21 protein-coding genes, 1 tRNA gene, 1 rRNA gene and 1 pseudogene are annotated in these 25,869 nt (G+C 48.9%); 12 read left to right on the plus strand and 12 right to left on the minus strand.

Features of this window, described 5'->3' with window-relative positions; translation table 11 throughout:
* Window positions 1-26 precede the first annotated feature (26 nt).
* Entirely contained in the window at window positions 27-1,625 is a 1,599-nt protein-coding gene (locus HPY73_08245) for an acetolactate synthase large subunit (protein QLH75422.1), read from the minus strand.
* Between the two features lie 10 nt (window positions 1,626-1,635).
* A pseudogene (gene nifB / locus HPY73_08250) lies at window positions 1,636-2,889 on the minus strand (nitrogenase cofactor biosynthesis protein NifB).
* Between the two features lie 150 nt (window positions 2,890-3,039).
* On the opposite strand from nifB, the gene HPY73_08255 reads away from it, so the two are divergent.
* Window positions 3,040-3,438 (plus strand): DUF61 family protein, encoded by a 399-nt coding sequence (locus HPY73_08255; protein QLH75423.1) that lies wholly within the window; start codon window positions 3,040-3,042, stop codon window positions 3,436-3,438.
* A gap of 215 nt (window positions 3,439-3,653) precedes the next feature.
* On the opposite strand, the gene HPY73_08260 is transcribed toward HPY73_08255, so the two are convergent.
* The 3 genes from HPY73_08260 to HPY73_08270 all read right to left on the minus strand — a co-directional run bounded on the left by HPY73_08260 (window position 3,654) and on the right by HPY73_08270 (window position 8,932).
* Window positions 3,654-6,505, minus strand: a 23S ribosomal RNA gene (locus tag HPY73_08260).
* A 433-nt stretch (window positions 6,506-6,938) separates the two neighbouring features.
* Window positions 6,939-7,799: a succinate--CoA ligase subunit alpha gene (locus HPY73_08265; GenBank protein ID QLH75424.1), complete on the minus strand. Its 861-nt coding sequence runs from the start codon at window positions 7,797-7,799 to the stop codon at window positions 6,939-6,941.
* The gene (locus HPY73_08270) at window positions 7,799-8,932 is read right to left on the minus strand and encodes an acetate--CoA ligase family protein (protein ID QLH75425.1); all 1,134 of its coding nucleotides are present in this window, start codon (window positions 8,930-8,932) and stop codon (window positions 7,799-7,801) included. Before HPY73_08270 ends, HPY73_08265 begins: the two co-directional genes overlap by 1 nt.
* Before the next feature lie 122 nt (window positions 8,933-9,054).
* Here HPY73_08270 and HPY73_08275 point away from each other — a divergent pair, with 122 nt between their 5' ends.
* The 6 genes from HPY73_08275 (at window position 9,055) to mvk (ending at window position 13,131) form a co-directional block, all read left to right on the plus strand.
* Window positions 9,055-9,696, plus strand: coding sequence for an MBL fold metallo-hydrolase (locus tag HPY73_08275; protein QLH75426.1), 642 nt, complete (start codon window positions 9,055-9,057; stop codon window positions 9,694-9,696).
* Complete coding sequence (locus HPY73_08280) at window positions 9,696-10,337, plus strand: threonylcarbamoyl-AMP synthase (GenBank protein QLH75427.1); 642 nt, start codon at window positions 9,696-9,698, stop codon at window positions 10,335-10,337. Before HPY73_08275 ends, HPY73_08280 begins: the two co-directional genes overlap by 1 nt.
* Window positions 10,330-11,223 (plus strand): type II methionyl aminopeptidase, encoded by an 894-nt coding sequence (locus HPY73_08285; protein ID QLH75428.1) that lies wholly within the window; start codon window positions 10,330-10,332, stop codon window positions 11,221-11,223. Before HPY73_08280 ends, HPY73_08285 begins: the two co-directional genes overlap by 8 nt.
* Before the next feature lie 81 nt (window positions 11,224-11,304).
* Window positions 11,305-11,392 (plus strand) — tRNA-Leu (locus HPY73_08290).
* Window positions 11,393-11,572: 180 nt separating this feature from the next.
* Window positions 11,573-12,166: a hypothetical protein gene (locus HPY73_08295; protein ID QLH75429.1), complete on the plus strand. Its 594-nt coding sequence runs from the start codon at window positions 11,573-11,575 to the stop codon at window positions 12,164-12,166.
* Between the two features lie 35 nt (window positions 12,167-12,201).
* Window positions 12,202-13,131: a mevalonate kinase gene (gene mvk, locus HPY73_08300; GenBank protein ID QLH75739.1), complete on the plus strand. Its 930-nt coding sequence runs from the start codon at window positions 12,202-12,204 to the stop codon at window positions 13,129-13,131.
* A gap of 17 nt (window positions 13,132-13,148) precedes the next feature.
* Here mvk and HPY73_08305 read toward each other — a convergent pair whose 3' ends face one another.
* From HPY73_08305 to HPY73_08315, 3 genes are read right to left on the minus strand one after another with little or no spacing between them, the layout of a single operon-like run.
* Complete coding sequence (locus HPY73_08305; protein ID QLH75430.1) at window positions 13,149-14,339, minus strand: NAD(P)/FAD-dependent oxidoreductase; 1,191 nt, start codon at window positions 14,337-14,339, stop codon at window positions 13,149-13,151.
* A complete protein-coding gene (locus HPY73_08310; GenBank protein ID QLH75431.1) occupies window positions 14,336-14,509 on the minus strand; it encodes a 4Fe-4S binding protein in 174 nt (57 codons plus the stop codon). The genes HPY73_08305 and HPY73_08310 overlap by 4 nt, the downstream gene beginning before the upstream one ends.
* A gap of 12 nt (window positions 14,510-14,521) precedes the next feature.
* A complete protein-coding gene (locus HPY73_08315; GenBank protein QLH75432.1) occupies window positions 14,522-16,075 on the minus strand; it encodes a radical SAM protein in 1,554 nt (517 codons plus the stop codon).
* A 75-nt stretch (window positions 16,076-16,150) separates the two neighbouring features.
* Here HPY73_08315 and HPY73_08320 point away from each other — a divergent pair, with 75 nt between their 5' ends.
* Genes HPY73_08320 through HPY73_08330 form a run of 3 tightly spaced genes read left to right on the plus strand, consistent with a single transcriptional unit; the run spans window position 16,151 to window position 22,487 of the window.
* Window positions 16,151-16,897: a TrmB family transcriptional regulator gene (locus tag HPY73_08320; protein QLH75433.1), complete on the plus strand. Its 747-nt coding sequence runs from the start codon at window positions 16,151-16,153 to the stop codon at window positions 16,895-16,897.
* 45 nt (window positions 16,898-16,942) lie between these two features.
* Entirely contained in the window at window positions 16,943-21,112 is a 4,170-nt protein-coding gene (locus HPY73_08325) for a lamin tail domain-containing protein (protein ID QLH75434.1), read from the plus strand.
* Between the two features lie 46 nt (window positions 21,113-21,158).
* Window positions 21,159-22,487, plus strand: a complete 1,329-nt coding sequence (locus tag HPY73_08330; GenBank protein QLH75435.1) for a mechanosensitive ion channel family protein — start codon at window positions 21,159-21,161, stop codon at window positions 22,485-22,487.
* Here the strand turns inward: HPY73_08330 and HPY73_08335 are convergent.
* Window positions 22,484-23,041, minus strand: a complete 558-nt coding sequence (locus HPY73_08335; protein QLH75436.1) for a class I SAM-dependent methyltransferase — start codon at window positions 23,039-23,041, stop codon at window positions 22,484-22,486. The two genes, HPY73_08330 and HPY73_08335, sit on opposite strands and share 4 nt — an antisense overlap.
* 100 nt (window positions 23,042-23,141) lie before the next feature.
* Here HPY73_08335 and HPY73_08340 point away from each other — a divergent pair, with 100 nt between their 5' ends.
* Window positions 23,142-23,435: a hypothetical protein gene (locus tag HPY73_08340; GenBank protein ID QLH75437.1), complete on the plus strand. Its 294-nt coding sequence runs from the start codon at window positions 23,142-23,144 to the stop codon at window positions 23,433-23,435.
* Between the two features lie 72 nt (window positions 23,436-23,507).
* The gene (locus HPY73_08345; protein ID QLH75438.1) at window positions 23,508-23,996 is read left to right on the plus strand and encodes a GNAT family N-acetyltransferase; all 489 of its coding nucleotides are present in this window, start codon (window positions 23,508-23,510) and stop codon (window positions 23,994-23,996) included.
* Here the strand turns inward: HPY73_08345 and serS are convergent.
* Genes serS through HPY73_08360 form a run of 3 tightly spaced genes read right to left on the minus strand, consistent with a single transcriptional unit; the run spans window position 23,986 to window position 25,810 of the window.
* Entirely contained in the window at window positions 23,986-25,248 is a 1,263-nt protein-coding gene (serS, locus tag HPY73_08350; protein QLH75439.1) for a serine--tRNA ligase, read from the minus strand. The genes HPY73_08345 and serS overlap by 11 nt on opposite strands.
* Before the next feature lie 26 nt (window positions 25,249-25,274).
* Window positions 25,275-25,547, minus strand: a complete 273-nt coding sequence (locus HPY73_08355; GenBank protein QLH75440.1) for a YhbY family RNA-binding protein — start codon at window positions 25,545-25,547, stop codon at window positions 25,275-25,277.
* Window positions 25,523-25,810, minus strand: a complete 288-nt coding sequence (locus HPY73_08360; GenBank protein ID QLH75441.1) for a ribonuclease P protein component 4 — start codon at window positions 25,808-25,810, stop codon at window positions 25,523-25,525. The genes HPY73_08355 and HPY73_08360 overlap by 25 nt, the downstream gene beginning before the upstream one ends.
* Between the last annotated feature and the right edge of the window lie 59 nt (window positions 25,811-25,869).

Raw genomic sequence — 25,869 nt, forward strand, 5'->3', positions numbered from 1 at the left:
ACTTTTTCAAATGACCAGGAACGCACTTATGTGATCAGACGCTGATTCTCTGAATAATCTACCTGGACATCGATCACCGCCAACGCCCCCCTCTCAAGACAATCGGATAGCACTGAGTCAAGCTCGTCGCTCGTTGTGACGCGGTGACCTTCTGCCCCGAAAGATCTGGCCAGTCCGACAAAATCAGGGTTGTTCAGAGTGCAGGCGATCGACCTTCCATATGCCGCCTCCATCTTGAGCCTTATCAGACCATACCCTCCATCGTTGAAGATCAGGGTGGTGAACCCGATCTTCCGCTCTTTAGCGGTTGCAAGCTCGGCCATTGTCATCATGAACCCCCCGTCCCCGCAGACCGCTGCGACCTTTTTCTCAGGGAACTCCATCTTGGCCCCGATGGCCCCAGGCACGGCCACTCCCATCGGGATAAGGCCATTGTCCAGGATCAGGGTGTTCTCCTTGTAGACAGGATAATATTTCGCAAGCCAGATCAGGTGCGCTCCCACGTCGCTCACGACAATGTCCTGCTTCCCCATCTTTGCCCTCAGTATCTTGACCACATTCTGAGGTTTTATGTATTTAGCGTCATGAACGTCAGCCTCCATAATGCACATGGACCTTCTCCTGATCTCCTCTGCCCAAGGGTCCTTGAGCTTGGCCAACTCAGCTAATACCTTAAGGATGTGTTTCAATCCTCCGATGACCTGAACATCGGGCAAGACATGCTCGGAGAACCCCATCGGGCTTTCTCCAAGGTAGAGTATCTCTTTTTTCTCACCGATGTTCCAATACTTTGCCTGGAATTCGATCATATCAAATCCGATCAGGACGATCAGGTCAGCTTTTTCATACGCCTGCCTGGCATTATCGCTCGCCCTGACCCCGATAGTGTTCAGACTGTTCTTGTCATCATAGGGGACGCTTCCAGCCCCAAACCACGTATGTATGACCGGTATGTTCCATCTTGAGCAGAGGTCTCTCAGCTCTCTCGAGGCACCAGCTCTGATCACCCCTTGACCGGCGATGATCAAAGGTCTTGATGATTCGGCGATCATCTCCACTATCTGTGCCATTGACCTCTTATCGGGCCTGACGTGCTCGGTCTCGCTCTTTTCCATTGGCCTTCCGACCGCCTCAGCCTTCATGACATCCTCGGGCAGCTCGATGTGGACCGGTCCAGGCCTCTCTTTCTTAGCTATATCGAAAGCCCTTCTCACGGCCATCGGCACCTGGGATGGTGATCTGACCGAAAAACTCTCTTTGACAACAGGCCTCATCATCGCCTGGACATCGATAACCTGCTTTTGCGGTGGGAAACATCTTTCTGCCCCCGCTTGACCCGTTATCGCTATGAGCGGTGCATTGCTGAGATAAGCGTCCGCAACCCCTGTAACAAGGTTGGTGGCACCTGGCCCAAGCGTGGAGAGACAGACCCGAGGTTTGAACGTCATCCTTGCCTGGATGCCGGCCATGAAAGCCGCCGACTGTTCATGTCTTGTAAGGATGAATTCTATATTAGAATCGTTGAGGCTGTCCATCAGGTCTATGTTCTCCTCACCAGGAATGCCGAATATCCTTTCCACCCCTTCGGCTTCAAGGCATTTCACCACAAGGTCCGACGATCTCAACGTCTCTACCTCACTCGAACACCTTGGACCTCTCGTCATAGACCGCCTCGACGGCCGCCCTCACCGCTTTGTTCACCTCGCAATTGCTGACGACCGGTAAGATCTTCTCCTGTCTTAAGAACTCCTTTGCAGGCTCACCGAAGCTCTTGGCCACCACAGCATCGAAACCTTTCAAGGCAGATGTCATCGTCTCGAGCTTTCCCCTGTGCGGCTCTCCGAACACTGCAATGTTAGGCGCTATCGCCACCTCGATCGGGGGGAGCTCTCTCACATTTTCTCCTTCTACCTCGAAGGCCAGGAATCTTTTTGCATGACCGAAGTGGGCATCAACATTGACACCATCGCTCGAAGCAACTGCCACCCTGTGCTTGGACCCCCCCTCTATCGTTACCGTGAACGCTCCTCTCTCTGGCATCTTACCAGCCCTGCAGGTGACATTTGCGAACTCTGCAGACCGGTCCTCTCCAAGCAGTCCTATCGCATCCGCCCTGCAAAAGCGACAATGTCTCATCTGCCTTATCTCCGGTTCACAGAGGTCCTGTAGTTTCTTCCTTTCCTCGGCGGTCGGGGCACGAACATTCTCGAACTTCGCTCCTGGTACTGGGATCATAGGGATGATATTGACGATATATGCCCCCCTCTCCTTCACTGCCTTGGCAATCTCAGGTATGTGGTCCGCATTGACCCCCGGCACCATCACCACATTGGCCTTGACAAGCATCCCTGCCTTCACCGACATCTCGATGCCCTTCAGCTGGTTCTCGATCATCCTTTCCCCAGCAGCTCTACCTCTCAAGGTCTTTCCTTCATAGATGACAAAATCATAAAGTCTAGCGGCAATATCAGGATCGATCGCATTTATCGTGACCGTGATGAACTTCACCCCTAAGGATCTTAACCGCTCCACCGAAGAAGGAAGGTTCAGTCCGTTCGTGCTCAAGCACAATGTCAGCTCTGGAAACTCCTTCCTGACAAGTTCAAGTGTACGGAATGTCTCATCATTGGCCAATGGGTCACCCGGGCCAGCTATCCCTATCACTGAGAGATAGGGGATCTTTTCTTTAACGATCCTTATCTTTTCCACGGCCTCTTCTGCCGAAAGGACCTCACTTGTTACCCCTGGCCTGCTCTCATTTGTGCAATCATACTTCCGGTTACAATAATTACATTGGACATTGCATTTTGGCGCTACTGGCAGATGCATCCTGGCAAACCGTGTGTGAGCCTTCTCGTTGTAACAGGGATGGCTCTCTAACAGTTTCTCTGCATTTTCTGGGACATTTGAGACCAATCGATCACTCCAACATCCGTTGACAGATTCCAGCAGGAGGTATAATAGGATGTCCCTCCATTTTACGTTCTCTGGTTATGCCAGTGAAAAAAAATTTATAATTTTGTTGATGGTGTTTTGATAGTGTTCGATGAGAAAACCTTAGAAAAGATGTTCAAATCGATGAATGTCCACGTTCCAGCTGTCCGCCCCTCGTTAGAAGAGATGTTGAGCATGGAAGAACCATCATATTCAGATAAGAGCGGTAGGACATATAAGGTCGATAAGAAGGAACTCTTAGAATTGGCGGAGCTGGTTGATATTTGGGACAGGGGTAAGCTCAAGATACCTATCCTTTTGATGACCGACACAAATTATGAACAGAGCTGTTGGAAGGTCATAGGCAAGACCGAGACGGCGCTCATGTCCAAATTATTGTCCAGAGAGCCTGAGAAGGAGAATGAGATATTGATATTCTATCCACAGATGGTCGAAATACGACGTAGGTTCCCTACTTCTACAAATGTGATGTATATGCCATGACGTCTCAACATCTCTTCCTGATTTCAAGCGATATGACCAAGAAAATCAAAGAATCTAGAACAGACTGTTTTTGAAAATTTAATTTTCGGAAGAGTACACACGCAACCTGTTTAACGGTTAAGCCAAAGCCTACCGGCAATGGTAAGCCAAATATAGCATAGGACGGCGAGAACGGACTTTAGTAATCGCGGACTGAATACCTCGGCGAACCTCGGTACTTACATCCCGATCCTATCAAACTCGTCATTTACGAGCGTCCTAAGATGTCTCTTTTCCAGGGTAGCTTCGAGCTTAGATGCTTTCAGCTCTTATCCACTAGGGCGTGGCTGCTCAGCAATGCCTTGTCAGACAACTGATAAACTAGAGGCCCCGGACCCCCGTTCCTCTCGTACTAAAGGGTCCTTCCCGTCAGACATCAAAACACTTCCACCAAAAAGCAACAAACCTGTCTCACGACGGTCTAAACCCAGCTCACGATCCCTTTTAATGGGCGAACAACCCCACCCTTGGCAGCTGCTGCACCGCCAGGATAGGGAGAGCCGACAGCGAAGTAGCAAGCCGCCAGGTCGATATGAACTCTTGCTGGCGACGACTCAGTTATCCCCAGGGTAACTTTTCTGTCATCAATCGCCCCCAATTAGAAGGCTGATTGGTTCGCTAGGCCCTACTTTCGTATCGCCGATTCTTGTTGGCCGAACCGGCGTCAAGCTAGCTTTTACCCTTACATTCACCGGCAGATTTCTGACCTGCCTGAGCTAACCTTTGGGCGCGCTTGTTACCTTTGTGAGCGCGTGGCGCCCCACCCAAACTGCCCACCTATCGGTGTCCTTCTCACGAAGTTAGTGATACAAATTCAAAAGGGCGGTGTTTCATCGTCGGCTCGGAGTCAACCTAGCGGCTGATCCTGGGTAACGCCTCCCGCCTACCCTACACATTCAAGTTCATACCACAACAACAGGCTGCAGTAAAGCTCCATGGGGTCTTCGCTTTCAGGTGGAAGATACTGGACTGTGCGCCAGTAATGTTGGTTTCACCGGCTTCAACGCGGGGACAGTAGAGCTCTCGTTGGGCCTTCATGCAAGTCGCCAATTAAGCGACAAGGTATTACGCTACCTTAAGAGGGTCATAGTTACCCCCGCCGTTTAACGGTCCTTCGTTCGGTTGAACCCGAGTTTCAGATACCGTCACTGGGCAGGCTTCAGCCACAATACACATCCTTTCGGACTTGCTGTGACCTGTGTTTTTATTAAACAGTCGGAGCTCCCTTGTTACTGAGACCAGCCATCTTCATGGCTGGCACCCCTTCTACCGAAGGTACGGGGCTAATTTGCCGAATTCCCTCGCGTTGATTTTCGCCGACACGCCTTAGACTTCTCATCTAGGGGCACCTGTGTCAGATCTAGGTACGATCGAAGAAGCTGACTCCAAAAACTTTTTCATGGACACCAGGAATCGACCGAAGCGGGCTTACACCCGCCTACTCGTGCTTTCCCAAGGTTCTCACCATTACGGTTCTTCCCAAGGTTATACACTTGAACAGCCAGACGAGACTGCTCAGTTTATCCCGATGTGTCAGTAATTGGACAGAGACTTCTTCGGCACAGGAATATTAACCTGTTTCCCTTTCATCACTTCCGATTAAGTAGTGATTTAGGATCGGCTAACCCTCGGCTGACGAACATTGCCGAGGAACCCTGGCCCCTACGGCGGAACGGATTCTCACCGTTCTTTGCTGCTACTCCCACCATGATCCTTATAAGAACGCGGTCCACAAGATCTCACGACCTTGCTTCTACCCACGCCCTTCACCTCTTTACCAGATCACCTTTCGGTGCTCTACAATATCGGTATCCGGTTTAGCCCCGTCCATTTTCGGGGCCCGCAATCTCGACTGGTGAGCTGTTACGCTATCTTTAAAGGATGGCTGCTTCTAAGCTCACCTCCCAGTTGTCTTGGACTGCGGACGCCCTTTTAGTATTACACTTAACCGAAATTTAGGGACCTTAATTGCAGGCAGGGTTGCATTCCCTGATGGACCCCAAGTTTACCCCGGAGGCCCTCACTCCCGGCTTCTACGATGGTTACAAGTTCGGAGTTTGACAGGCGACCGACCGATTTCTCGGCCTAAGTCCCCAATCGGTGCTCTACCCCATAACCGATCTCCACCGAGGTCTAACTGCGATTAGTTTCAAGAGGAACCAGCTATTCCCAGCTTTGATTGACCTTTCATCCCTAGGCCCAGGTCATCCGAAAGATTTGCACATCATTATCGGTTCAGTCCTCCACCTTCCTTTCGAAAGGCTTCAACTTACCCAGGCTTAGATCAACTGGCTTCGGGTATCCCTCCAATGACTCCAGGCGAGCACACCTCGTCCCTCGCCCTTGCGGGTTGCGGACTTGTTGGTTTCCCTCCGGCTCCGAGTTTCAAACTCTTAGCCTCGCCATTGAACAGAACTCCATGGCTCGTTATTCGAAACGAACGACAGAACACTGGTACGTCTTACGACATCATCCCTTTCATGCCCTGTCAAAATATAGCCAACTGGTTTCAGGCTCTTTTAACCTCCCGTCAAGGGTACTTTTCAGCTTTCACTCACGCTACTACTGCGCTATCGGTCTCGAGACGTATTTAGGGTTGGAGATAATTGTTCCCCAGCTTCACGCGCGATATCCAACGCACGATACTCAGGGACACCGGAACTCATCTTTCCAGATTGTCCTTACGGGACTATCACCCTCTATGGTACTGCGTTCCAGCAGATTTCTGGTTGTCTGATGAAGATGTAACCAGGCCCTCAACACCACATCTCCACTTCATTTCTAAAGCGGATTCAGTTTGCCCTGTGCCGCGTTCGATCGCCTTTACTGACGGCATCTCGATTGATTTCTTTTCCTGCGGGTACTAGGATGTTTCGATCCCCCGCGTTCCCGACCATTACTGGTCATTCCGAAGAATGTGAAGTCACATTAGGTAATCATCGGATCATAGGCTTCTTGCACCTACCCGACGCTTATCGCAGCTTGACACGACCTTCCTCGGCGCTCGAGCCGAGCCATCCCCCAATTGGCGTAGCAATTCGCCGTTGACTATACTATATATGTCGGCTTAACACACGTCCAGGTTGCGTATGATTGGTATTCACCGAAAGATCGGGACCTCTTCCGTGCCCCGACCCCCTCTACCACTTCCCCGGAGAACCGTGTTCCCGGGTGCATTTAGCACAATCATCACAGCCACATATCCATATGGCCGCGGTGAGTCCCCCAATAATTGAGGGTATATTTATACGTTGTTCCCGCATGTTTTTCGCATGCAGACAACGCGTTTCTCGCCCATTTCCGGCGAGCGGAACGGGCTACCACCGAACCCTTATATAAGGTTTCTCCATGCTAACTGGTAGCATATATTTGAACCCTCAAATATAGGGGTTTATAATTACGATCTCCCTTGATTAATATTTTATCCTTCGTCCTTCGTCAATGGTCGTTCGCTCAGCGTCTCAATATAAAGCGTCTCTAACAACGATGGGCACTAAAGAAAGCCGGTCGCAAACAATACTACCGACATCCTTCAAAGCATTGGTCTTATCAATATATGTATCTGAAATATCCCCAATAAGAGCTCCTGCATGCCCCATCCTTTTACCCTCGGGAGCGGTCTTTCCTGCTATATATGCTATCGAAATGGAGCCGATATCTGATATGGCCTTGGCAGCCTCAACCTCTTCTCTTCCTCCAATCTCTCCGATAATGACATACCCCTTCGGGCCATATTGTTCGTTCACCAAAATGGCCAATCTTGCCATGCTCGTCCCGATGATCCGGTCTCCACCAACTCCTGCAACGAAGCACTGTCCTATACCATGCTCAGTAAGTGACATGACGACCTCATAGGTCAGGGTGCCGCTCCTAGATAATACGGCAACATCGCCATGTAAGAAAATATCGTTCGGTATTATGCCTAGCTTGATGGCCGAGGGGACCACGATGCCAGGAGAATTTGGACCGATCACTATAGAATCAGTTCTTTCAGCAATTCTTTTTATCTTCATCGTGTCGTGTACTGGAACATGTTCAGTGACGACCACTAACATTCGGATTCCAGCATCCATCGCCTCGATGGCCGCATCCATGCAATTCCTGGCTGGAACGAAGATAACAGAACACTCAGCCCCCGTCTTACTTATGGCATCGGACACAGTATTGAAGACTGGGAGCCCGCTAACCTTCTCACCGGACTTACCCGGCGTCACCCCACCCACTATGTTCGTGCCGAATCTTAACATCAGGTCCGTGTGGATGGAACCTTGGTGGCCAGTGATCCCTTGAACAAGCACTTTGGTCCTTGGTCCCAGTCTCATTAGGTCCCACCTCTTATCACAGACCTCAGGGCCAAACAGGCCTCCTCCAGGTCAAGATACGCGTCAAGGCCAGATCCCCTAAGCTTAGATCTTCCTTGGAGCTCATTGACGCCACGCAGCCTGACGATCATCGGAATGTTCGACGGCCCGTTCGGGAGCGAACTTATGATTCCATCGGCCACAACCTCACATCTTGTGATGCCGCCGAAAACGCATATCAATATACCTTTGATATTGGGAACCCATCGACCACCCCTCATCATTGAGATCGCATCCGCTATACGAGCGGGATCATCGGTCCCTCCGAGATCGATGAAGGCCGCCCCCTTAAGACCTATCCGTTCCAGCTCATCTAAGACCGCCATGGTCAGTCCTGCCCCGTTGGCTATAACCCCGATCTCTCCTGCGAGCTCGACCCCGGTAAGGTCCCTTTTTCCACACTCGATCTCAAACGGGCTCTTATCTCTCCCTTTTAGATAAGAAAGTTCAGGATGTCGAAAAAGTGAATCATCATCAATCACAACCTTTGCATCAAGGCACACAAAACCATCATGTTGAAGGACTAGGGGGTTCACCTCTACTAGTTCGCAGTCATAGTTTGAGTAGAAGGACCAAAGTTTTGAGATGAGGGCAGATAGCATTTCAAGATGGGCATTGGTCAGACCAAGATCTAACATCACCTTCTCCGTTAATCCGTCATCAGGACCTTCCAAAGGGTCTATTGGATATTGTTTAATATGCCCATGGCCAATAACTTCGACCTCCATTCCTCCTTTTTTTCCACATATAAGGTTAGGCATTCCTGCTGCACGGTCAATTGAGATGGCCAAGTACATCTCTTCATCATGCGGTGCGAATTCTTCGATGAGGACAGAGTCGACCTTAAAGCCTCTTACGTTCATTCCTTTCAAATTTGAAAGACCATCAATGGCCTGTTGCCGATCCATTATCTTGATGACAGCCCCTGCCTTGCCTCGTCCCCCTACAGGGACCTGAGCCTTCATCATCAAAGGGAACATCATATGAGATAACGCTTTTTCTAGTTCTGCCCCATCTTTCACCAGGTACCCCTTTGGCACCCGGATCCCCGAATGGGACAACATCTTTTTAGCCTCATTTTCAAGGAGGTTCATAGGACAATATCATAGCCGCACACACAGTATATGATTTATTGCGATCATGAGCCAGCAGGAATATGGACATCTTTTTTTAAGACATTAAAAGTATAAATAAGCGTAGGAACTTCGCATTTTTAATGCCAGCATTGATGATCCCAGGGGCGGGCTATGATTCAAATATAGTGGTCGTCCCAGGAAGGGACCCGTTCATAGTCGATACCGGCACAGGTATCCATTCAAAGGAGGTTATCCGTTCTATAGAGAGGATATTAGGGGGGAATTCACCTTCCAAGATCATTTTGACACATATGCACTTTGATCATGTCGGCGGTGCATCTGAGCTTTCGGAGAAATTCTCAGCCGACGTCTTCATCCATGAGGTCGACGCCGCGAGCGTGGAATCCGGGGACAGCCTCACTACGGCGGCCAAGATGTTCGGAAGGATGCTGAAGAAGGTCGGAGTGAAGAGGCTCAAAGACGGCGATATAATTTCAAATGGAAGCTCCGATTTCACAGTGATACATACTCCAGGCCACACAGCAGGAAGCATTTGCCTTTTTGAACCTGAGAGCAGGACTTTGATATCTGGAGATACAGTTTTCGTTGGCGGGGTGGGCCGTTGGGACCTTCCGACGGGCAATCGCAACGATCTCGGTAATTCCGTCAAAAACCTTTTATCTAAGAAACCTAAAGACCTCTACCCGGGCCACGGGCCGGCCGGTGAGGGGTTGGCGACTGAGGCGTTGATGGAAGCCCTAGAGATATTGGGGGACAACTGATGCAGGTATTCAAGTGCAAAGAACCGGACTGCCAAAAATGTGGATTCTCTGACGAGGACTTTGACTTCATCATCTCCGAGCTGCGCTCCGGCAGGTTGGTGGTGTACCCCACAGACACCCTTTATGGGCTAGGGGCTGATCCATTCGATGAAATGGCGGTAAAAAGGGTCTTCATAGCAAAAAAGCGACCATTTGATATGCCCCTCACAATCGCGGTCAGCAACGTCAGGATGATGGCGGAGATCGCCAATCTCGATGACAGGGCGAGAAAGCTGGCCGAAGCTTTTCTTCCAGGTCCATTGACACTATTATTGCACAAGAAGTCCATTATACCTGATATCGTCACATCCTCTTCCTCGGAGGTAGGTATAAGGATACCAGACCATCCAATTGCCCTAAGGATCATCGAAGAATTCGGCCCCATCATAGCTACCAGCGCAAATCTTCATTCACACCCGAACCCTTACGATGCCCAGATCGCCCTCAGAGACCTCGGGGACAGTGTCAGCGCCTATATTGACTGCGGGCCGACAAAGTATGGTAAACCATCGACCATCGTCCAGTTGATGGACGGGGAGGTCGAGGTCATCCGACCTGGTGCGATCCCTATCGAAAAGATAGAGGCTGTTCTGCATGGATGAGCATGCTCTCGAGTGTGTAAGGAAGGCCGGCGCTATCGCAGGGGAGGCCAGAGAGCTAGGCCTGGGCATGGTCGACCAGAATGTAAAGCTTGTTGATGTGGCGATGGAGGTCGAGGCCCTCATAGTCCGAAGGGGGGCCTTGCCCGCCTTTCCTGTTAATATAAGCATCAATGAGGTGGCCGCCCATTTCACCCCTAATTCTGATGACCAGACGGTCTTCAACGTGGGCGATGTTGTGAAGATCGATGTCGGGGCTCACGTCGATGGGTATATAGGCGACACAGCGGCGACAATTGAGGTAAGGACCAAAAACTGGCAGGGATTGATAGAGTCATCGAACCGGGCGCTTCGGATGGCGATAGAGATGGTTGGTGACGGTACCCCGGTAGGGGCGGTCGGAGCGACGATAAGGTCGAGCATAATCGAGTCGGGGTATAGGCCAGTGGCCAACCTCAATGGCCATGAGATGAAAAGGTACAATCTCCATGCGGGCCTATCGGTCCCAAACATCGACGATGGGAACCAGACAAAGATACGCAGCGATATGATCGTGGCCATAGAACCATTCTCGACAAATGGACATGGCCATGTCAGCAGCTCAAAACCGGGCAACATCTATAGGTTCATTAGGGATAGGCCATTACGTGATGAGAGGGCGGCGAGTTTTTTTGAGCGGATCAAGCAGGAGTTCAAGAGCCTCCCATTCTGCGAACGTTGGTGCGACAGGTTCGATCCAATGGCCAACCATCAGTTGAAGATCCTTCTCAGACATGGTCTTATCTCATCATATCCAACTCTGAAAGAGATCAACAGCTCGGTGGTGAGCCAGAGCGAACACACGGTGATCATTGTCAATGGACGGGCAGAGGTAACGACAAAACCTTGATCGTCCCACCCAGTCTGAACATGGAGAGCAATAAAACCGCAACAGTTAATAAGAGCACCGCATTATCGTTCTCGGCCAAATGCGAGGGTAGCCAAGCCAGGTCAAAGGCGACAGACTCAAGATCTGTTCCTGTAGAGGTTCGCCGGTTCAAATCCGGCCCTTCGCACCATATTTTAATCCACATTATTGACTAAGACCATGTGGACCAGGTCGTTAAGGAATGAAAATTAAAATATTTTATTAATATATTTAAAATTATTTTTAATCGCTCAGCAACAATCTTTATAGTATCCGTTACAATGGGTGGATGACCAAATCATCGTTATTGATCTCACGAGGGGGTCAGTGAATGGCCGCAACGAAGTCAAAGAAGAAGACTACCGACGTTCCAAGCAAGAAGAAGACCGCATCACCCAAGAAGACTGCCAACAAGCCATCAAAAAAGGAGGTCCCGGTGATGGAAGAGGTCAATGAGGAGCATGAGCACTCCTGTGGTTGCGGCTGCGAGGCCGACCCGATCGAGAAAAATCCTGCAAGGGCATATGTTCTGAGGGACATTTGGTTCGACAGCCTTAACAAGGTCATTGAGGAAGAGAACGTCCCCGAGGGAAATAAAATGGAGATGCTCTTCCTTACCTTGAGCAATGCGCTGCTAGACATGATCATCGACATATTGCCAGCGGACCTCGGAGAGCTGGTCGCAGAGAACATGGACGACTTCCTTGCCGTGACCTTGGTCAACAAAGAGTATAATGTCGACCTCCTTCAGAAATTCAAAGAAGACTTTGTCAACGAAAATGGTGATACCTTCGAGGACGAAGAGGAGCTGAATGACGCACTGAGCGCCTTTGAGGACAATTGGTGGAACTCCGCAAGGGACGATCTTGAAGGCAAGTCACCGAACGAAGCGCTCGAGGAGATGGCACAAAAGTATAATCTCTGAGAGAGATGAAATGCCCATCTTTGAAGAGGTACCCGATGGTCACGGCATCCGCGCCAGGTAAGGTGATCCTGCTCGGAGAGCATGCCGTGGTCTTTGGACAGACGGCGATCTCTGTCGCAGTGGACCTGAGGCTCAGATGCAAGGTCCAAGTCTCCGATAATTATTCGCTCAATGGGCATCTTCTGTCCCAAAGACCACACCCATACATATGTCAGGCCATCAGGTTGCATTGGAACGGAAAGCCATTGGAAATAACGACCGATTCGGATTTTCCATCAGGTTCAGGCCTCGGGTCATCGGCGGCCGTTACGACCGCATTCCTTGCCTCAATAAGGCACTTGAAAGGCATTGAACCAAATGAGGAATGGGTGGCCAGGAACGCCTTCGAGATCGAATCGTTGGCTCAAGGAAGGGCGAGCCCCATTGATACTTCCACTTCCGCGCATGGTGAGGCTATTATTATAGATTCAAAAAGAAGGGAGAACCTTCTATGGCATATCGCACGGGACACGAGGGAATGGTATATCCATCATTGTCAGGCCCCAGGATTGACGTTGGTCATCGGTTTCACAGGGATCTCAGCTCCTACAGGACCCTTGGTGGCCAAGGTGAAAAGGTATGTTGACAAGAGCACCTTTGCCAGGGAGATAATCTCAGAGATCGGCGATATCGCAAGGGAGGGGATCGACCGGCTCCGTAAGAATGATAAAGAAGGATTAGGAAGGCTAATGCTCCGAGACCACAAGCTGTTAGCGATCCTCGGTGTTTCGTGCAAAGAGCTCGACAAGCTGGTGAATGCAGTACTACCATTTTCCTATGGGGCAAAGTTGACGGGGGCCGGAGGTGGAGGGAGCATGATAGCCCTGACGGACAGTCCAGATCAGGTCGTAACAATTATAAAGGAAAAAGGAGGGACACCGTTCATCGTCAGGACAGGTGTTCCTGGTGCAAGGATAGGAGATTGAAAGGGTTTACCGGTCCGTTATAGCAGGTCCTCGAACTCCTTTACAAGCTCGGGATGCCTGTCCTTTATGGCAACCAGCAGGTTGTAGACGGTCACCTTCTCAACGCCTACCTCGGCTATTGTCTCCATCACGCTGTCCAGCGTCTTGTCGGAAAGCGTCAAGAACTTTTCTTTGGCCATCCAATTTCTGTAAAGCTTGTCTTCGAGGTCCTCTCTCCAAAGATCCTCATACTCCTGAAGGCTCTCCTCCGAGTAGTCCTTCGACTGATAACATTTGGCAAGTACATTACCGGCATGCTTGCCTGTAAGAAGACCATTGATGATCCCCCCACCAGTAATAGGGTCGATCACACGGGCAGCATCACCAACTATCACCAGCCCGTCCGCGATGGTCTTCTCCAATGGGGGTGAAACAGAAACGGCCCCTGCAATGGCCTCAAGGGGCTGACCACAACTGAACCTTGGGTCTGATTTTATCCATTTATCAAGATACATCTTGACCTCTCCAGGCTTCTTCAATTTGGAGAGAAGGACCCCTATACCGACGTTCGCAGTGTCATCTCCTTTCGGGAACACCCAAATATACCCTCCAGGGGCCGCAGAACCTATGACGAACTCACAGAACTCCCTCTCATGCTTTATGTTCGTGAGACGGTATTGGAAACATGTCGTGATGTCCGAGGTCTTCAGCGCCGTATCGATCCCTGCCCATCTTGCCACCTGGGACTCATAACCGTCTGCGGCGACAACACAACCGGCTTTGATCGTGATGGGTTCACCATAGGATATGGCCTTTACTCCTTTCACGATGCCATCCTCCTTGATGACGTCGACCGCCGACGTCTTCAACATTATCTCAGCCCCGGCCCGGGCAGCGTCTGCAGCGACCGCCTTATCAAAAAGATGGCGTTCAAGGACCATTCCGACCTCATTTCCTGCGTTCTTCTCATCGATTTTTAGGACCTTCCCACCTGGTGATACGATCTTTGCTCCAGACACATCAGTGGATACCCATCTTTTGTCTGGCTTTATTCCCACCTTTTCCAGACCCGCGTTAGAGACCCCTTCTGCGCAACGAAGCGATGCCCCGATCTCCTGCCTCTTCTCGATGAGCAGTACTCTCGCGCCGCCCTTCGCGGCGTTCCTGGCCGTCATGCTCCCGGCTGGACCGGCACCAACGACCACTATGTCGTATTCGAGCGTCCTCATTTCCTAGCCTCCAGGGTCAACGCTCCGACAGGACAGGCCTTCACACACCGACCACATCTATTACACTTTTCATTGAAGACAAGCATCACATCCGTCAGATAGATGGCATTCTGTGGGCAAGTACCCACGCACGCCCCGCAATGCATGCACTTTTCGACTGAAACTATCATATTTGGCCCCTCTCAAGTGTACTGCTCCCCGTGTTTCTTTCTCCATTCGTTTATGGGCACTGAATACTTTTTCTCGACCTCGGTCCTGTAGGTAGGTCCTCCATTATAAGCACAGAACGGAATGATCCTACCGTCTGGAACTGCATAGTGGATGCAGCATCTTTTGACCCTCTCGATGTCGTAGTTATAGGAGTCTTGGAAGTGCATCCCACCGATGAACATCATGTTCCAAGAGAACTTTGCTAAGGATTTTTTCGAGGAATCGCCGAGCACAGATTGCAAAAGCTGAAGGAACATCTTTAGGTCAAGACCATCAGGCATCTTGTCCTCATCAATGTGCTTCTTCAGTGCATTGTATGCCTTCAATTTCGATGGGAACTTGACCTTTGCCTTCTCTGCCTTAACAGAGATGTCATAGAGGTCCCTGAACAATCCCTCAGCATCAACGAAATGCGTTAGAGGGACAATCTCACCTTTCTCGCTTACGAACAGATATGTCGCAAGACCACAATGCGGATGCGCTGTGAAGGTCACCTTGCTCTCTCCCAGAAGGGCAGATGCCAAGGTAGAGACAGGGACAACGGATGGCACAGGATACCAGTCAGATCTCTTTATCTGACCCTTGGTCTGCATCTCAAGCTCAGAGACGAGGTCCGGAAGGGTGAACCTTTGAGCTGCCCTCTCTTCTTGATTTATCCTACCAGTAAAGGCCACAGGTTGGAAATTGATCCCCCTCACAACATCACGATTGTCCAAGGCGAACCGGAATATATCCCCGATATACTGGCTGTTTATCCCCCTGACAATGGTCGGAACAAGGACTATTGAAGGCCTTGGGCTCAGACTTCTGACGTTCTCGATGACCTTTTGTTTTACAGCCAATAGCTTCTTTCCACGTGACATTAGATAGATATCATCATTCAGTCCGTCGAACTGAAGATATATGGTGTTCAGACCCGACTCCGTCGCCTGTTTAAGAAACTCCTTCTCCTCTGCGAACCTTATCCCATTGGTGGCGACCTGGATCTGGGAGATGCCTATCTCTTTGGCCTTTTTCAGAACATCCAGGAACTGGGGGTATATTGTTGGCTCTCCGCCAGAGAACTGGACGGCGGGGCATGGGACGGGTCTTTCTGCCCTCAGCGTCTCCAACATCTTGACCACCTCATCGAAGGACGGCTCATACACGTATCCAGCCTGGTTGGCATTAGCGAAGCAGATCGGGCATTTCAGGTTACATCTGTTGGTGAGATCGATGTTTGCCAAAGAGGTATGGCTCAAGTGTATCTGACATAGACCACACTCGTTCGGGCAGACCTTAGCATTAGGTATCTTCGGGTTCTCGACCCCTACTCCATCATATGCAAACTTTTCAGCCTTCAGATATAGCTCGACATCGGACCAATAGACATCTAGGGTCTCACCATGTTCAGGGCAATTTTTTTTGATCATGACCTTCCCATCTTGTTCGAAGATGGTCGCCGGAATTATTTTTTTACATTCCGGGCATAGAGAATCGGTCTTCTTTGGAAGACCTTTTGGGAGCGCACTGTCCTTTGCAATCATGAATATCACTTTGATGCGCGTAGTTTCGATGGAGAATTTAATACTATTGTAGTTCTTTCAGCTACAAATGTTATCATGAACATCCTTGAGGTATTGAATCTGGACCTTGGTGAGATAGAACGTGAGTATCGTAAGATTGCATCGGTCCTTAGGAACATCGGTATGACAGAATATGAAGCAAGATTGTTAGTCGCAACGGTCGCAAAGACACACGGCTCGGCCGATGAGCTCGCGGAACTTTCCATGGTCCCCAGAACATCCGCATATAAGGCATTGCAGGCCTTAGAAAAAAAAGGTCTGGTCTTCTCCACCAAAGGAAGGCCCACGATATATCACGCTGTCGACATCGAGGAGATGAGAAGGAAATATCTATCGGAGCTGAACGAGACATTTAACAAGCTCAACTCAATTAAAGGTCTATTATCGGAGAAGGGGACACCAGAACTGGTATATACTATTGCAGGCAAGGCCAGGGTTATGACCAAAATAGGGGAGATGATTGATACAGCGATGAAGAGGATCGTTATCTCCTCCCCAATGATGAAAGAGATCAGGATCGAGCATGGGAAAAGATTTTCTGAAGCGATAAAAAGGGGCGTTGAGATCATAATCATATCAGAGCCCATGGTCAAATTGCCAGAGGCCACAAGGGTTTATCGAAAGAACGACCTACTGGCAACGGACATAATCATCGACGTCAGCATGGCCATCATCGCATCACCAGGCCTAGACCTCTGTGGTTTTTCAGACAATCCTTTCATTGCAAAGCATCTGGAGACCTTTATTCTCAATTCCTTACCAAAAAATGGTCCTGAAGTTTGAATGTAGCGTTCACGGATATTAATAACTCAGACGGTACTTGGTCGGATGACCAAGAGGAAACCATCAACATCTTGCAATATAGAACGTAAGAGGGGACTGAAAGAGCGCAGGGACGGACAGATGGCCTTCTCTATGGTGGCCATCATATTACTTCTTATTTCGTCCGTGGCAGTCGCAACTATATCATCTCATACCAATGGACCATCTAATAGAGGCGATTCGATCTCAGAAAGTGTCGAGGTTGAGATAAATGAGATCCAGGAACTGGTCAATTCTCTTGCCTTCTCTTCTGCTATGAATGCGTTGAACATATCGGCCAATGATGATACAAAACTCCAGGCCAATTTCCAAAGGACGATTGATGAACAACTTGGACGTACTTTCCCTCTTATCGATGGTAATTATGAGGTCACTCTCAGGTCAGAGAACATAATGATCACGGAAATGCCAGGGGCAAAGGTCGGCATTGGTAATGGAGATGTCGGGTCGAACATGCTGGCATTTTTCAGAGTTGTCGGAAAAGCAGAGATCTGCATACTGTCCTCATCTGTAATATCAGTACGGAACATCACGGTCGATGCCCCGATCTATTGTCCTCTTCCCATGCTCAGAGAGGCATGGAAATGCTTTGAGATTTTGATCTCCAACAGCGACTCGATGTTATGGCAGATCGTGAGATACGAGATCACAGCTCTAGTACAGCTCAGGACCTATCAATGGTCGTTCTCTTCCCTTGGATCAATGATCATTGATCAGTTATTGTCCGAAGAGGACATATGGAATGCTATAGTACTTGCCACCATCCTCTTGCAACGGTCGACGTTCAGTCAGTATGACCATGGACTCCTTGGGTCTTTCAAGAAGGCTCCAGGGTCCAGCTTCGACAAAAGCGTGCTGCCCGATCTCATCACCGGCGAAGGCCCTGTCGACCCTGCTGATATATTCCTTCGGCTCTATGGCAACAACGAGATAGATGCAAGGATCCTGATCGCCCAATCCTTTTTTGCCTCCACGGACCTCTTGGCCCTTAGAATTTTAGAATATCTCGATGTGGTCGACATAATCGGGACGATCGACCGGACGATAGAATCAGGAGAGTTCTTTCTGAAAGATGTGGTCTCATTTGTCCTCGGAAAGGACATGGAGGCTCAGAATGTGAAGAACTGGGTCAAACACAAGTTCGAATATGCCGGGATTGAAGAAACAGCTTATAGATATCTTTGGACCGAGGAGGACGACTGGTATGTACGATTGAATTCTTCAACAATCGCCCTGCTCAACTCATCATATTGCTATCAATTGGTAACACTGCCAGATGGTGTCGGCGTCGATTTAGGTGTGAGGGACATCCTTGCATCGGACGAGTGGAAGGAGTTGATGAGGAATTATATTCTTTCAACTAACGAGCTCATAGACAGCATCACGGCACTGGTCAAGGAGATCTCAACCATCATTGCCTCTACCTCGTCGATATCTTCAATAAGATTACAGCTCGATCCGTACGATGAAAAAGGATTCTTCGAGGAGGTAGAACAAGCGGTCATAACGACCTTAGATTCGTCGGATGGTTATTTCTCAAACTCCGCCGAAAAACTCGTGATAAAGGACGACCGCGACCCCATGGGGCTATCGATGATCAGTTCGATCAAGGATAACAAGGGAGTATTCTTCCAACGCGAGAGGACGTTGCAAGAAGCGATAGACTCTCTGTCTGAGGCAATCTATAACGATGTTCTATCACGAGAAGCATCTTTTGCCAACGCACCTCATGATTATAATGTAGGGACCATTCGTGGGTATATCGAGCAAAGTAAAATACAGAATATCATCCCACAGATAGAGGCGTTCTTTGAGAAGGATGTGGATGAAAGGATCTCGGTCTTAGAGGTAGGACTTATTAGACCATCGCCCGAGGCCCCCTCATTTTGGGGGAATGTAGTCCAAGTCTTGTTAGAGGGCGGATCGGTGGACAAGCTGGGAATGGAGAAATGGGTAGAAGATAACGTGATCGAGATGATCGAGGACATGGTAGCATCGAATGACCTGAAGGGTGGAAAAATTATCATCAACCTCCCACCAGAGTATTCGATGAGCGCATCAAACCTTGAAGGAAAGTACTTAACGATCAATTTGAGGATCGAGACCGACCTGGACAATGGCCTTTTCATCGACGTCAAAGACCCAAAAGAGAACATGGACGGTAGGATCAATCCGAACAGTCACATCACGGACCTGAAAGAAGGAAGCATGTCCCCCTTCATCAACTGCTGGAGCTTTAGCGTAGAGGGCCTTTTCAAGATGCGGTTATCTTTGGTCCAAGGGACCTCGTTCATAGCTCAAAGTTATGAAGGGTTCACTTTTTTTGGGGCGAACAGCGACATCATCGTTTCCTCCGGGTGGCCCCTACCGGAGGTCGATTATCAACCAACAAATACGCTTACTGGTGACATGCTCGACCTCTTCGATCAGATCTATAAAGCATTCAAGGACAGACTACGGACAATAGGGGGAGCCATCTATGATGTTTATCAACTGGTACAATCAATGAGGTCAAGGTCACTTGAGCTGATCTCCAGTTCGTTGCAGGTCGCATCAGATGCGGTCAAGTACACACTCGAGACACTACAGAGCAGCCTAAGAAACATGATCTCAGAGGGCATATGCTCGATCATTGAATCTTTGACGTATGGAAGAAGACTAGACCCGATTGAAATCATGGTACTCGGGGTCACTCTTTCTGTGGAGCTGAATCCCAAAGATAATTGCCTCGCAGGATCAAGAACGATTGTGAAGGTGACATTTGGGTATTTCGCTGGCGATTCAAAGATCAGCGCATCAAGCCGATTATTCAAGGACCCCTCTGGGAATTATAACTTCTTATTGAATGCTTCTATTATATCAGAGAATGTCCGGTTATCTATGGTCATAGATCCGTTCCTTGCATCTTTTCCTCACATCTTAGAGGTCAGAGGATGGGTACAAGGGCTTTATGTCGATCTTTGCATGCCAGAGATCGTTAGATGCAAGCAAATAGGGTTCAGCCTTGCAGATATACCAGGAATCGGTGAGATGCTTTCAAACATCCCCCTCCCGATACCAGGGGCGAAGGGACAGGTCAATGCAGGAATCTCGATCAAATTGGCGACCGCATCTCAATCAGGTCCTGTGATAAACGAGTTTGAATTAAACCCAAAGGGAAAGGACGGAGGGAAAGAATGGGTCGAGATATTCAACCCTTCAAAACAGGTGGTCAGCCTCAGTGGGTGGACGATAGAGACCATGCACGGTAAAAAAATCGTGGACGAACTCGGTGATGTATTGCTTCTTCCATATTCAAGGATGGTATATGAGTTCCAGGCCCAGGCACTAGACAATGGTGGTACTGGCCTCCTTCCTGATGGGGATAGTCTCGTTCTCCGGGACGCTTCTGGAAAGCGTGTGGACACTGCTCCGTTCGTTCCAGACACAAAAAATGATGGAAGAACTTGGCAGCGAGATCATGACGGGTCTGAAAATTGGGTCTTCAGAGAGGGTACGAAAGGATCTCCCAATTCTGAGTCTGTCAGTAGATGGCTCGATCCTGGTGATGCCATGCTCACCCTTGAAGGCATAGTCAGGGAATCTTTGGACATACTAGAGGCATCTGGAGGTTCATTATTTTCCTTGGGGAAGGCAATGGAGATCTCAATGAGGAATGCTTTGACCACCATCATTGAGGATCTTTCAGGCGCCATTATCGAGGTAGGTCTGTTCCTCGAGCTATCATTAGTGGATGAGACCGGGTCGGTCGGATTTACGACACGTTACTCGGTATGCGTTGACAGCTCAATATTGGAAGAGGCCTGGTCTATCGTGTGTAGGACGATGAGGGACATGACAACAGAACCATCATCCTCCATGAGGTCATTGAGCACTTTCGCCTCAGAGGACTTGCTTGCGGAGAATATTTGGTTCGGGCTTTCTGCAGGAGTGAAGATGAAATCTTTAAAATTGCAGGGGAGCAAACAAGCTCTCGCTTGTAAGGCGACCACCGTGGTAAAGGTCAACCTAGCAGCCACCGGGGTGTTCCTTGGAGAGGAGATAGGTGCTCCTAAAATGATCTTCGGAATACTTGTATCAGGCGTTCTGTCTGACAACGTTCCCCTGTTGGGAATGCAGGTAAGTGAGGCCTTGGATCTTTGGCTTATAAAAGGCAGCCTCGTTGCTCCTGAATGAAGCTGGGTTACCGAAATTTATTATCCCTGGAAGTGATTTCCCAAGCATGGTCGGCCTGCCATCGATGATCTTTTTAGATATCGGGGATGAACAATGGATGGGCGAAGTAGGTTGGCCCCTATTGTTCGTCGTTTTCCTGCTCGTGGCCAATCTGTATGCATGGTCGTACATATCCAGGAACATCGAGAAGATCCGTTCGGCCGAGGGCAGGTTCATGGACCGTGAGCTTGTAAATTATCTTGAAAAAATGATAAAAACATTGATTTTGATATTCTCGGTCTTTCTCATCATTTATTCCATCTCGCTTGTGTGGGAGGATTTCCGTGAAAATGTTTGGGAACCCTCTCTTCAGTACTTCGTGGATATTGCCATCATCATTATGGTCTTCATGGTGGCGGTCTTATTGGTCCAGATACTTCGACGTGCTGCCCTATCGAGAGGAAGACAAACAGACCCCGAGGGCGCTTCTGTGAGAGGGACCGCACAGGTCATCCTTCTCATAATCGGATATTTGATCTATGTTGGAGCGGCGATGATATCACTTGTCATCATCGTATCAGCACTTTATCCCGACATGGACCTTTTTAAGGAAATTGGCACCTTTTTGAGCGATCATGGTAATGTGCTGGTCTCTGTCATAGCGATTTTCATAGCGATACACTTTGCGACCAAATTGATCGATGAGATCCTCGAGGATTATAAGTTCAAGACTAAAAAATTCAACCCTCAAGTCATCGATCTTTTCAAAAGGTCGGCCAAGTACGTTCTGTGGGCCATCGCATTGATGACCGTTATGTACAGTATCTTCGCAATGTTCAACCTTCAGGACATTGGCTTCCTGTTGATCGGATTGTTCATAGTATTGTTGTTGGTCGCCTCATTCATCTCATATCATGCTCTACGCAACATCTCTTGTGGAATGGCTTTAATGGGACCCAGCATCTATGATCTGAATGAGAGGATAGTCATCGATGGCACGCTGGAAGGAGATGTTGTACAAAAAAATCTGATGTTCACTGAGCTGAAATTATTGGACGGTACATTTGTCAATGTACCGAACACAAAGATGATAGATTCAGAGATATTCAACGTATCCAGATCCGGAGGGAAGGACATATGTGTATCCATAGCCATGTCCTTTTCCACTCCACACTCAGAGGTGGAAGGCCTTATTGAAAAGGCTCTTGAGAAGGTAGGAGGGCTTTCCAAGGACATCCCCCCTTTGATAATGGTGACGGACATTGACGGAGACAAGATGGTGTATAAGGTCAAGGTACATACAGATGACATCTCCATCGCTGACAAGGTAAGGTCAGATCTTTTAATCTGTATACAGGAGGCATTCCATCAGGCGGGATTTGAAGACCTTTATTAAGGTCCCTTTCTAAATACATACTGATAAAACTCATCAAAAGAGTAATGTCTCACCAATTGAAAACCCATAAAGATAGATGGGACATCACTCTCTTCGATTCTCTCATTTAATGGTGGGCCTTTTTTTGTGAACTTCTTCTGAAAGTCGACCACCGTGGCCCCCCCACCATTTCTAAGGACCCGATGGACCTCTTTGACCATCGATACCTTTTCGTCTATCTCATGCAACATGTTGACAATGAAAATGTGGTCTGCACTCTCATCTCTCAATGGTATCGCCGGAAGCTCTGCCAACACCGGTCTGATATTAAAGGCACGGTCAGCAGATCTCTTGAGCAGATTTTCGAGCATTTCTTTCTGGGCATCCAATGCGATGACCTTCTCAACGACATGTGACAAAGGTATTGTAAGAAATCCGTTACCACAGCCAAGGTCTGCCACGATACCTCCGTCAATCATCGATCTGTCTATGATGTCCTCTGGAGGTTGGGACCTTTTTCTATCCTCGCTCACAAGGTCATCTTTGTTGCTATGCTCGAATCTATGTGGCTTCACGTGGTTACAATCGCAACCAGAAGGATATAATCGTTCTCAAAGGCGCGTTCAGGCCAATTGCTTATAATACTTGTACCATATTCAGAATCGGTGAGTTTTAATGGTGACCCTAGGCGAACTGTTCGACGAGCTCGATTATGAATTAGAGGATATGCTGGATGCCCTTTCTCAGGCAATCGATCTCATAGAGGACGGCAAGGTTAAGGAAGGAGTCGAGGTCTTAAAAGCGCTCGAGGAGGACATGTTCGACTTCTTGGATTACGTTGACGTTGAGGAAGAGGAATGTGATGAGATAGAGGTGGAGGAAGAGGAGGCTCCGAAAAAGAAAACAGCCCCGCCAAAACCTGCCACCAAACCAACCACCAAACCCTCGTCGAAAAAAGGGAAGAAGTAAAGATGTGTAAATTCTTTAAAACCCTTTTTCATAATTTTAATACGTGAGAAGATGCTGGGCCCTGATAAATTGATGCTAGAGAAGGTCAACAATGATAATTTTGATGACTTTTTCAATCTGATCGTCGAACTTGCCAGGTTCGAACATCTTGATCCCCCGGATAATGCTGGCAAGGCGAGGCTCCGAGAGCACGCTCTTTCTAATACACCATTTTATGAGGCGTATATCGGCAGGCTGGGCGGAAGGCCGATCGCATATCTCATCTATTTCTTCACATACTCGTCATTTTTGGCCAAACCGACCTTATATCTTGAAGATATATTCATCCTCGAGGAACAAAGGGGAAAAGGGTTTGGGAAGGAACTTTTCCTCTTCTGCGTCCAAAGGGCAAAAGATATGGGCTGTGGAAGGGTGGAGTGGAGCGCTCTGAACTGGAATGAAAGGGCCATAAGGTTCTATAGATCGATGGGAGCTGAACCTCTTTCTGAATGGACGTATTTTCGATTGACCGAAGGTGCGATCGAATCTCTCCTTGAGAGGAATGGCCGGCTCACTCGATAAGCTCTTGTCCCTGCATGTACGGACGAAGGACCTTTGGAACGACGATCTTACCATCCTTGGTCTGATAGTTCTCCATCACGGAGACCATTGTTCTGGGGAGAGCGACCCCCGACCCGTTGAGAGTATGCACGAACTCAGACTTAAGGTGCGCCTCTGGCCTGAACTTGATACGGGCCCTCCTTGCTTGGAAATCGGTAAAGCAACTACATGAAGAACATTCGAGCCATTTATCCGTTCCTGGGGCAAAAGCCTCGATGTCATAGGTTTTTGCCGAAGCGAAACCCATATCCCCCGTGCATAACAAGAGCACCCTGTATGGGAGCTCTAAACCTTTGAAGACATCCTCGGCGTCGTTCCTCAGCCTTTCCAGCTCTTCCCACGACGTGTCTGGATGAACAAATTTCACGAGCTCGACCTTATTGAACTCATGAACGCGGATTATCCCTTTCATCTCTGCGTGACGACCAGCTTCTCTTCTGAATGACGGTAGATATGCTGTAAGATATATGGGCAGATGCTTCTTATCCAGGATCTCATCTTGGAACATATTGGTGACCGGCACCTCAGCAGTAGGATTCAACCAGAGGTCGTCCCTTTCACACCAATACATATCGTCCTTCATCTTGGGGTACTGCCCAGTGCCGATGACGGCATTCCTGTTGATCACTACTGGGGGGAAAACCTCCTTGTAACCTTGTACTCTATGAAGGTCTAGCATATAGTTTATCATAGCCCTTTCAAGCCTGGCCCCATCGCCTTTCAAGATATAGAACCCGCTCCCAGCGATCTTGGCCCCTCTCGTGAAATCGATGATGTCCAGGGACTCCCCCAATTCGATATGGTCCTTCGGTCTGAAGTCGAATTTTCTCAAGTTATATGCTTGCACGGTACAGACATTGTTGTCATAGCAGGAACCAACCGGTACGGTCTCATGCGGTATGTTCGGGAACTGTAACAAAAGCTCATCCCTGATGGTCTCTATCTCAGATACCCTTTTTTCGATATCAGATATCCTGGCCGCCACGGTCTTCATTTCAGCAAGTACCCTCTGCTTATCCTCTCCTTTCAATTTAGGGACCTCGACAGATGCTTCGTTCCTTCTTTTCCTAAGCTGATTGCCCTCTTCTATGAGCTGCCTCCATTCGGAATCCAAAGAAAGGAACTGGTCCAATATTTCCACACCATAGTTACGGTTGAGGAGCATGTTCCTTATCTTCCCGGGGTCCCTCCTGATGACATTGATGTCCAACATTGTATCCGTCTCAGCGGTCACGGATGTCAATGACCGGCAAAATACTTTCTCTCGCACAACGTGACAACAGAACCCCTGGCGTCTACCAAGAGCGCTCCGGCCTCTGAAGCGAGCTGTTCGGCGATCGATCTCTTATCCTCCCCAGCCGAAGGAAGCAATCTGACCTTGACCACTTTATTAGACTTCAATTGCAACTTTATCTCGCTCACCAGGCCCTCTGTTATACCATCCTTGCCCACATGGACCGTTGGCCTGAGATCGTTCGTATCTCGCATTATGTCCTTTTTTGTCCTTGGCATCGCGATTTCCTCCTCTTTTCCTTTAGGTAAGGGATCCGCCTGTAAGAACCGCACTGAGTACATTGTACTATCACTCTCTGGGGACCAATCCTTACCCGACATGTCCTTCCCGGCACCAATGATACATGACATTCCTTACACACATCCAGATTATATGGCATACTGATCTGGCATCTCATAGCTATGCGACGTGCTAGATCGTTATACCTCCGAGACCTTTCAAGGGCACCATCGTAGGCCTCGGTCCAAGCCAGTGACTTCAAGATAGATATCCTTTGGGAGGCAATAGTCTTGATGTCTAATTCACTAATCCTTTTCTTAC

The sequence above is a fragment of the Methanomassiliicoccales archaeon genome (genome assembly GCA_013415865.1).
Lineage (GTDB): Archaea > Thermoplasmatota > Thermoplasmata > Methanomassiliicoccales > UBA472 > MVRC01.

Bases quoted from the DNA above. Each gene is read 5' to 3' on its own strand.
- HPY73_08325 (QLH75434.1), top strand. From the start codon at position 16,943: ATGACCAAGAGGAAACCATCAACATCTTGCAATATAGAACGTAAGAGG.
- HPY73_08305 (QLH75430.1), bottom strand. From the start codon at position 14,339: ATGAGGACGCTCGAATACGACATAGTGGTCGTTGGTGCCGGTCCAGCC.
- serS (QLH75439.1), bottom strand. From the start codon at position 25,248: ATGTTGGACATCAATGTCATCAGGAGGGACCCCGGGAAGATAAGGAAC.
- HPY73_08295 (QLH75429.1), top strand. From the start codon at position 11,573: ATGGCCGCAACGAAGTCAAAGAAGAAGACTACCGACGTTCCAAGCAAG.
- HPY73_08265 (QLH75424.1), bottom strand. From the start codon at position 7,799: ATGAGACTGGGACCAAGGACCAAAGTGCTTGTTCAAGGGATCACTGGC.
- HPY73_08320 (QLH75433.1), top strand. From the start codon at position 16,151: ATGAACATCCTTGAGGTATTGAATCTGGACCTTGGTGAGATAGAACGT.
- HPY73_08340 (QLH75437.1), top strand. From the start codon at position 23,142: ATGGTGACCCTAGGCGAACTGTTCGACGAGCTCGATTATGAATTAGAG.
- HPY73_08280 (QLH75427.1), top strand. From the start codon at position 9,696: ATGCAGGTATTCAAGTGCAAAGAACCGGACTGCCAAAAATGTGGATTC.
- HPY73_08270 (QLH75425.1), bottom strand. From the start codon at position 8,932: ATGAACCTCCTTGAAAATGAGGCTAAAAAGATGTTGTCCCATTCGGGG.
- mvk (QLH75739.1), top strand. From the start codon at position 12,202: ATGGTCACGGCATCCGCGCCAGGTAAGGTGATCCTGCTCGGAGAGCAT.
- HPY73_08330 (QLH75435.1), top strand. From the start codon at position 21,159: ATGGTCGGCCTGCCATCGATGATCTTTTTAGATATCGGGGATGAACAA.
- HPY73_08310 (QLH75431.1), bottom strand. From the start codon at position 14,509: ATGATAGTTTCAGTCGAAAAGTGCATGCATTGCGGGGCGTGCGTGGGT.
- HPY73_08275 (QLH75426.1), top strand. From the start codon at position 9,055: ATGCCAGCATTGATGATCCCAGGGGCGGGCTATGATTCAAATATAGTG.
- HPY73_08315 (QLH75432.1), bottom strand. From the start codon at position 16,075: ATGATTGCAAAGGACAGTGCGCTCCCAAAAGGTCTTCCAAAGAAGACC.
- HPY73_08285 (QLH75428.1), top strand. From the start codon at position 10,330: ATGGATGAGCATGCTCTCGAGTGTGTAAGGAAGGCCGGCGCTATCGCA.
- HPY73_08345 (QLH75438.1), top strand. From the start codon at position 23,508: ATGCTAGAGAAGGTCAACAATGATAATTTTGATGACTTTTTCAATCTG.
- HPY73_08355 (QLH75440.1), bottom strand. From the start codon at position 25,547: ATGCCAAGGACAAAAAAGGACATAATGCGAGATACGAACGATCTCAGG.